General features: G+C 71.1%; 1 protein-coding gene. It reads right to left on the reverse strand.

From position 1 onward, the window contains the following. A partial coding sequence (locus tag A5705_RS15015) for a condensation domain-containing protein (RefSeq protein ID WP_231982456.1) occupies positions 1 to 522 on the reverse strand: 522 nt, incomplete at both ends.

Below are 522 nucleotides of genomic sequence, written 5' to 3' on the forward strand. Positions count from 1 at the left end.
GTGCGCGTACTCACCCAGCAGCGACGCCCACCGGGCGAACGACGTCCCCGGCGCCGGCAACACCACCTGCTGCCCACTCCGATGCTGCGCCCAGGCCAGGTTGAGATCCTCCAGCAAGATCCGCCACGACACCCCGTCGACCGCCAGATGGTGAACGATCAACAACAGCTGTCCGGTGGGGGCCGCCCACAGCGCGCTGACCATCATCCCGGCCGCCGGGTTCAGCCGCGACCGCGCCTCGATCACGACGGCATCGGAAAACACCTCGACCGTCTCGAGGCAGTGGCGGGCGTCCACGGATCCCGGCTCGGGCACCGTCAGCGACCAGCCCCCGGCGCCGTCGTCGTCGACCCGCAGCCGCAGCGTGGGATGCCGATCCAGCAGGGCCTGCAGGACCACCACCACGTCGGCCTCGGTGACCCCCACCGGCGCTTGCACCAGCACGGTCTGGTTGAACTGGTCCACCGGACCCTCGACGCTGTGCAGCCAGCGGATGATCGGGGTCGCGGCCACCGGGCCCAG

The sequence above is a fragment of the Mycobacterium sp. E787 genome (assembly GCF_001668725.1).
In the GTDB taxonomy this organism is placed as follows: domain Bacteria; phylum Actinomycetota; class Actinomycetes; order Mycobacteriales; family Mycobacteriaceae; genus Mycobacterium.